The 897-nt window shown below is 44.8% G+C and carries 1 protein-coding gene; it reads left to right on the forward strand.

Translation table 11 applies throughout. From position 1 onward, the window contains the following. A partial coding sequence (gene tnpC / locus ACLUWI_RS10140; RefSeq protein ID WP_412147222.1) for an IS66 family transposase occupies positions 1–855 on the forward strand: 855 nt, incomplete at its 5' end. Between the last annotated feature and the right edge of the window lie 42 nt (positions 856–897).

Here is an 897-nt window from a genome sequence, read left to right on the forward strand (position 1 = left end):
ATTTATGAACGTCTGCGTCAAGAAATCAAGGCAGCACCTGTGGTGCAGCTTGATGAGACGCCATTTCAAGTTCTGGATCTTGATCAATCACATGGCTACTTCTGGTCAGCCTGTTCTACGGAAGAATTCAGTCCACATCAAGTATCGTATTTCCACTATGCCCCTTCACGATCAGGAAAGGTTATTACAGAAATCTTAGGTGATGACTTTTCTGGCGGCATTATGTGTGATGGGTTTAGTGGATATTCTGATAATCGCTTACCAGAAGCGTATTGGGGGACCTGTCTGGTTCATATCAATCGCCAATTTAAGCGACTGCTTGATCCAAAGATTACCCGCTTTCAAGGGCAAAGTATTGCGAGTGACGCTGTGCGGATCCTTGCCAAAGCATTTCACATCGAAAAACGGTTGAAATATTCATCAGCAAGTGAGAAGGCAGCCCAAAGGCATCAGCATTTAAAAGCGGTGATTGATGATTTCTATCAGCTGATTGAAGAGGCCTTGACAAAATCACCACTCAAACCGCTGCGCAATGCGATCAAAAATGCCCTTAAATTGAAGAAGCGAGTTTACCAGATGTTCAGGCATGGAGAGCTGCCATTGCATAATAATTACAATGAGCAACTGATTCGTCCCACCACGCTGGTCAGAAAGAACAGTCTGTTTGCGAAGTCCACGGCTGGGGCCAAAGCCAATGCGATCTGGTATAGCATCGTGCAAACCGCAAAACTAAATCATTTGGATGTCTTTAAATATTTAGAGACCCTGCTTAGCGCCTTTACAAAACGCGAAACGCCAGAAATAGAGGCTTATTTGCCATGGGCTCGTGAAATTCAAGAAAGCTGCAAAGCCTAATTGATAAATGAACAGCGGTCGACCACGCAGAAATGCGCCGGT

Origin of the sequence: Limosilactobacillus mucosae (assembly GCF_046939755.1) — a bacterium.
In the GTDB taxonomy this organism is placed as follows: Bacteria; Bacillota; Bacilli; order Lactobacillales; family Lactobacillaceae; genus Limosilactobacillus; species Limosilactobacillus mucosae_A.